Genomic DNA, 563 nt, shown 5'->3' with positions numbered 1-563 from the left:
TTCACGTTCCGCTTATATTATAAACGCTGCTGGTCATTTCAATTGGAAACGGGTCCGGCTAATGCCTTCTTTCGTCTTTTCCCCTTCCAAAATTGCCGGTATCGCTGCTTTCAATTCTTGCACGTGGGACATGACGCCGATCATCCGACCCGACTTTTGCAAGTCCACCAAGGTCTCAATGGCTTTATTCAGCGACTCTTCATCCAGTGAACCGAAGCCTTCGTCGATAAACATTGTCTCGATCGACACATTGCCCTCAAAGCTCTGGATGACATCGGCCATTCCGAGCGCGAGACATAGGGAGGCGTTGAACTTCTCTCCGCCGGACATCGTTTTGACGTCGCGCGCCTGGCCGGTATAGGCATCATACACATCAAGGAAAAAAAAAAATACCCATCCTCAAGGTGCACGGGAATATTTCGCTCAACTGACGGAAGCAACGCGTAAACTCGACCCGACGCGCCCGATCACCTGCGTCAATGTAATGTTCTTCGACGCTCACACCGATACCATCAGAGCTCTCTTTGATGTGCTGGTCCTGAACAGTTAGTACGGATGGTATT

2 pseudogenes are annotated in these 563 nt (G+C 50.1%); one reads left to right on the top strand and one right to left on the bottom strand.

What is annotated here, in order from left to right:
* Nucleotides 1-33 precede the first annotated feature (33 nt).
* Nucleotides 34-378 (bottom strand): annotated as a pseudogene (locus BHE18_RS18325) (SbcC/MukB-like Walker B domain-containing protein); the annotation flags it as partial.
* Nucleotides 379-415: 37 nt separating this feature from the next.
* On the opposite strand from BHE18_RS18325, the pseudogene BHE18_RS23965 reads away from it, so the two are divergent.
* A pseudogene (locus BHE18_RS23965) lies at nt 416-550 on the top strand (glycoside hydrolase family 2 TIM barrel-domain containing protein); the annotation flags it as partial.
* Nucleotides 551-563 lie beyond the last annotated feature (13 nt).

Origin of the sequence: Rossellomorea aquimaris, from assembly GCF_001877785.1 — a bacterium.
Classification (GTDB): domain Bacteria; phylum Bacillota; class Bacilli; order Bacillales; family Bacillaceae_B; genus Rossellomorea; species Rossellomorea aquimaris_A.
This window is presented reverse-complemented; position numbering and strand designations above follow the sequence as displayed.